The following is a 5175-nucleotide window of genomic DNA, read 5'->3' on the forward strand; positions in this document are numbered from 1 at the left end:
GATTGCCTTCTTGGTAAACTTGCTTTTTCCGCAGGTGGCCGAAAATGTGCGAATCAAGGAATATGTTTTTGGCGGGTTTAGAGTTGACGACAATTTGGCATACCGCTTAGTTTTGCTTGCCATTATTGCCTATTACGCGGTCTATACGGTGGTGCTGTTTGTCCGCAAGGCGAGTGCAGATAAGGTGGCAAAATTTTTCGCGGGCGCGAAGTTCCGTTTCGCGGTTGGCTTGGCGCTTGCGGCGTGGGATATTCTCGGGACCAAGTTGCTGTTTTTACCGCAACCGTTTTTCCCGGGGCCTGCGATTATTATGGACGCCTTTATTGGCGATACCAAATTCATTTGGCAGAATACGCTTTATTCGTTGCGCCTTTTTGTGGCCGGATTTTCGGTGGGCGTGGTGACGGGCGTGCTGACAGGGGTACTGATTGGTTGGTATCCGAAGGCTCGTTACTGGATTTTGCCGGTGCTCAACATTTGCGGCGTGATTCCGGCGGTGGCGTGGATGCCTTTTGCGCTGACGCTTTTTCCGACTTCGTTTGCGGCGGCGACTTTCTTGATCGCGATTTGCTCCTGGTTCCCGGTGGCGACTATGACGGCTGACGGGGTGCAGGGTACGCCGAAATCGCTGTTTGAACTTTCGCGTACTTTTGGCGCGGGGCAACTGTACCAGATTTTTCATATTGCGATTCCCCATGCGATGCCGCAGATTTTTACGGGCATTATGACGGCGGCTGCGTTTGGCTTTACTACGCTCGTGATGGCCGAAATGATGGGGCAACCGGGTGGTCTTGGTTACACAAGGTGTTTGCGGCGATTGTTGTGATGGCCGTGCTGTTCTCGGCGATTTTGAAGGTGGTTGGTGTGGTACAGCGTTATGTGCTTCGCTGGCAGAAAGGCGTCGTGCGATAGGAGGCGTTGATGATGGATATTTTAGATAAAGAAAAAATCTTGAAGATTCGCGACGTAAATCGCTCCTTTATCGATGAACGTACGGGCGAACCGCGGCAGATTTTGAAAGATATCAATCTTTCTGTTTTTGAGGGCGAATTCATTTCGATTCTGGGTGCATCGGGTTGCGGTAAAACGACGCTTTTGCGCTTGATTGCGGGGCTCGATCCTGTTCAAGACGGCAAGATTATTCTTGATGGCGAACCGGTGCATGGGCCTGATTCCAGGCGCGGTTACGTGTTCCAGCAAGGTTGCCTTTTTCCGTGGCTTACCGTAGAAGATAACATTGCGATGGGCCTCAAGATTCGTGGAGTCTACAAGCAGAATAAAGGCAAGGTTCACGAATTTATTGAGAAAATCGGTCTTGGCGGATTCGAGAAGAATTTTCCGCACCAAATTAGTGGCGGTATGGCGCAGCGCGTGGCAATTGCGCGTGCGTTGATTAACGACCCGGAAATCTTGTTGCTCGATGAACCCATGGGGGCGCTGGATTCATTTACCCGTGCCGACATCCAGAACTTGCTTTTGGAACTTCGAAAGGAACGCAATACCACGATGATTCTGGTGACTCACGATATTGACGAAGCGCTTTATCTGTCTGACCGTATCGTGATTATGACGCCGCGTCCGGGACGCATTAGCGAGGTGCTTGAAATTCGCGACTGCTTCCCTCGTGAAAGAGGCTCGGCGCAGTTCCTGGAAAAACGCCGCAATATTTTGGAGCGCTTTAATCTTGCTCGTTCCAATACGGCGCCGGAATACGTGATTTAATCGTTGCGACTTATGTTGTTATAAAGAATTTTTATAGCGAACGCTAAAAATTAAGTATTGGACATGCGGAGAAGCCGCTTCTATATTTGTTACAAAAATCAAGGAGAGTACAATGTCAAATAATGTAAATTATGTATCTGGCGAAAAAGCCGTCTCTTACGAAAAGGCGAGAAAGTATAACCTGTTCTCTTTCGCGAACGCCCCTCACAAAGATTACAAGCCGTTCTATGTAGACCATGCCGATGGCATTTATGTTTACGATGGTGAAGGTCGAGAATACATCGATATCGCGTCGGAACTGGTCAACGTAAATATCGGCTTTAACAACCGCCACATTATTGAAGCGGTGCAAAAGCAGGTGGAACGCTTGGCCTACATTGCGCCGCGCCATGCCTTTGCCGAAGCGGGAGAACTCAGCGAACTCTTGATTGAAAAAATTGCGCCGAAGAACATGAAAAAGGTGCTGTTTACGCTGGGTGGCTCCGAAGCGAATGAATTTGCCATCCGTTTTGTGAAGGCGTTTACGGGCCGCGACAAGATTTTTTCGAAGTATGAATCTTACCACGGAAGCACTTACGGTGCGTCGAGCTTGACGGGCGAAAGCGAACGCGCTTCGCTGTTCCCGACGATTCCTGGATTTATCAAGTATCCGGCTCCGCATCTTTACGGCTACGACATTAAATTTGCAAGCGAAGAAGAAGCGACCAAGCATTTCCTTTCTCGCTTGGAATACCAGATTCAGCAGGAATGCCCGGAATCGGTGGCGGCCATCTTTATTGAATCAGTCACAGGCTCTAACGGCGTTTATCTTTATCCAAAGGGATACCTGAAGGGTGTCCGCGAAATCTGCGACAAGTATGGAATCTTGCTGGTGTGCGACGAAGTCATGAGTGGATTTTTGCGTACAGGTGAATGGTTCGCTTGTCAGGCTGATGGCGTGGAACCGGATTTGATTACTTTTGCGAAGGGCGTGAATAGCGCCTACGCTCCGCTTGGCGGCGTGCTCATTAGCGAACGCATTGCGAATTATTATGAGGAAAATGCCTTTACGGCAGGTCTTACTTATAATGCGCATCCGCTCGGTGTTGCGGCGGCAATTGCCTGTATCGAAGAATACTTCCGCTTGGATGTCAAGGGCAACGTGAAAAAGCAGGAGCCCCTTTTGAAGAAAAAGCTTGCGGAACTCAAGGCAAAGCACCCCTCCGTTGGCGACGTGCGTTCTGTGGGTCTCTTCGGTGCCATCGAATTCAGCTACAGCAAGGATCATAAGGACGTGATTCGCAAGAATGCAGCGGGTGAACCCTTCCTCGGAAACTTCATCACGAAACTTCGCAACGATTACGGTATTCTCACGATGGGCGGCGGCTCTACAATTCTTGTGGCTCCTCCGCTGATTATCAACGAAGCTCAGCTGGATGAAATCTTTGATCGCCTGGACAAAGCGATTAGCGAATATGCCGACGGTTTAGTAAAATAATCTCCAATTCTATCATGGGGGACTCGATTGAGTCCGCCATTTAAATTTCTTTGTGCCATAAATTAAAGGTGACTGCTGATGCAGCCACCTTTTAGGTTTTACTATGGTTATAATCGCGCTATTGGATTGCGACGAAGGCTTGTTCCAGGTCGGCAATCAAGTCATTCACGTCTTCAAGACCAATCGAAAGCCGAATAGTTTCGGAATGGATATCGGCCAATTCCTGAGCGCGTTCCGGGAGCTCGATGTGGGTGGTTGTAGACGGGTTGATAATGAGCGAACGGGCGTCACCGATGTTTGCCTGGAAACTGAATACTTTTACGGCTTCCAAGAACTTGATAATGGTTGCGCGGTCGTTCTTTTTAAGGCCAAAACTCAGGATTGCGCCGGCACCCTTGGGGAAATACTTGGCGGCGAGCGCCTTGTACTTGCTGTTTTTTGCGTGCGGGTGATTGACCCAAGAAACTTCGGGGCGCGTTTCCAAAAATTCTACAATCTTTTCAGCAGACTTTACCGATTTCGAAAGACGTTCCGAAAGGGTTTCAATTCCAAGAAGCACCAGGTAAGAATTGAACGGGGCGATGGCACCGCCCAGGTAATTCAGGTGAATGGCGCGGATACGGCCGGTGAAAGGCGTATCCGGGAACACGTCGTAAAAACTGCGGGGTACGCCCTGCTGCGACACCAAGAAATGCGGCTGGCCGTCGAACTGTGGGAACTTTCCGTTTTTCCAGTTGAACTTGCCGTTTTCTACAATGGCACCGGCAATCACGTTGCCGTGACCCGTAAGGCCCTTGGTGGCCGAATAAACAACCACGTCGGCGCCAAAATCAAACGGATTCAACAAGTAGGGGGTTGCCACCGTGTTGTCGACAATCAGCGGGATTCCGTGCTTGTGGGCGATATTTGCGATCGCTTCGATATCCAGAATGGTGGCGTTCGGGTTGGTGATCGATTCGATGTAGATTACCTTGGTGTCTTCTTTAACGAGTGCCTCGAAATTTGCCGGATCGTCAGGGTTTTCTACAATGTCATACTTGACGCCCGTCTCTCCGAAGATTTGTTCGAAACTATCGAAAGATCCACCGTAAGAACGAGCTGTTGCAAGGATTCTGCCTTTGCCTGCTGTGACGTTCAAAAGCGAATACGTAACCGCTGCCATGCCCGAAGAAAGCGTGACAGCTCCGGTTGCTCCCGGGTGGAGTGCCGTAAGGCGCGCGTCAAGTACATCCGTTGTCGGATTAGAAAGTCGTGTATAAAGTGCTTCGGCGCTGTCGAAATAAAACAGATCATCGCTACGCTTTACGGTGTCGAGCGTAAATGCGGTTGTCTGGTAAATGGGCACCGAAACGGCGTGGTTGTGTTCAGCAGGATTATAGCCTGCGTGCAATTTAAGCGTATCAAAAGAAAATTGATTTGACATTATACTCTCCTTAATTTTTTTGAAAGCAAATATAGATGTGGTTTTTGATAGCGTCCAATACTTAATTCTTATGCCGAATTATTGATTTTTTCTATAAGCGCGGCGCTGTTGAATTTGTCTGTGTTATAATAAAAACCTATAACAAATCATAGTGATATAGTATTGGACATTTTCGGTATACCTTTTTAATTTATGCACCGAAAATTTTTAAGGAGAGTGCCATGAAACAGTACAAAGTATTTGTTGTTGCTAATCTGATTTTCGGCGTATTGCTGATTGTACTTACCAAGTTGATTTTGCCTGTTTGCCATCCGATGGGTGGTGGCGCGATGCGTTGCGGTACTTCGACTACGGTTGACGCCGTCTTGGGACTTGTGCTGCTTGCTGTTGCGGTAGCTGCAGCTGGACTCCTGAAGAAAAAGGCTCATATCGTCTTTTCTGCGATAGCGTTTGTGGTGGGAGTTTTTGTTTCGCTTGTGCCTACGGTAATTGTTGGAACATGCCCGCATGCTCATATGGCGTGCCATGCGGTAACGGCTCCGGTGCTTGCTGT

General features: G+C 48.8%; 5 protein-coding genes. 4 read left to right on the forward strand and 1 reads right to left on the reverse strand.

The annotated features are described in order from the left end of the window. From HUF13_RS16975 to HUF13_RS16985, 3 genes are all read left to right on the forward strand, one after another. A partial coding sequence (locus tag HUF13_RS16975) for an ABC transporter permease (RefSeq protein WP_304039353.1) occupies positions 1 to 826 on the forward strand: 826 nt, incomplete at its 5' end. Between the two features lie 95 nt (positions 827 to 921). Continuing rightward, positions 922 to 1722 carry an ABC transporter ATP-binding protein gene (locus HUF13_RS16980; protein ID WP_173476211.1) on the forward strand — a complete coding sequence of 267 codons (801 nt, stop codon included), beginning with the start codon at positions 922 to 924 and terminating at the stop codon, positions 1720 to 1722. A gap of 112 nt (positions 1723 to 1834) precedes the next feature. Then, positions 1835 to 3199 (forward strand): aminotransferase class III-fold pyridoxal phosphate-dependent enzyme, encoded by a 1365-nt coding sequence (locus HUF13_RS16985; protein WP_173476212.1) that lies wholly within the window; start codon positions 1835 to 1837, stop codon positions 3197 to 3199. A gap of 118 nt (positions 3200 to 3317) precedes the next feature. On the opposite strand, the gene HUF13_RS16990 is transcribed toward HUF13_RS16985, so the two are convergent. Beyond that, the gene (locus HUF13_RS16990; RefSeq protein ID WP_088658270.1) at positions 3318 to 4622 is read right to left on the reverse strand and encodes an O-acetylhomoserine aminocarboxypropyltransferase/cysteine synthase family protein; all 1305 of its coding nucleotides are present in this window, start codon (positions 4620 to 4622) and stop codon (positions 3318 to 3320) included. Positions 4623 to 4843: 221 nt separating this feature from the next. Between HUF13_RS16990 and HUF13_RS16995 the strand changes: the two genes are divergently transcribed. After that, positions 4844 to 5175, forward strand: a 332-nt coding sequence (locus HUF13_RS16995; protein WP_173476213.1) for a DUF4418 family protein, incomplete at its 3' end; no start/stop codon positions are given.

The sequence above is a fragment of the Fibrobacter succinogenes genome (genome assembly GCF_902779965.1).
Classification (GTDB): domain Bacteria; phylum Fibrobacterota; class Fibrobacteria; order Fibrobacterales; family Fibrobacteraceae; genus Fibrobacter; species Fibrobacter succinogenes_F.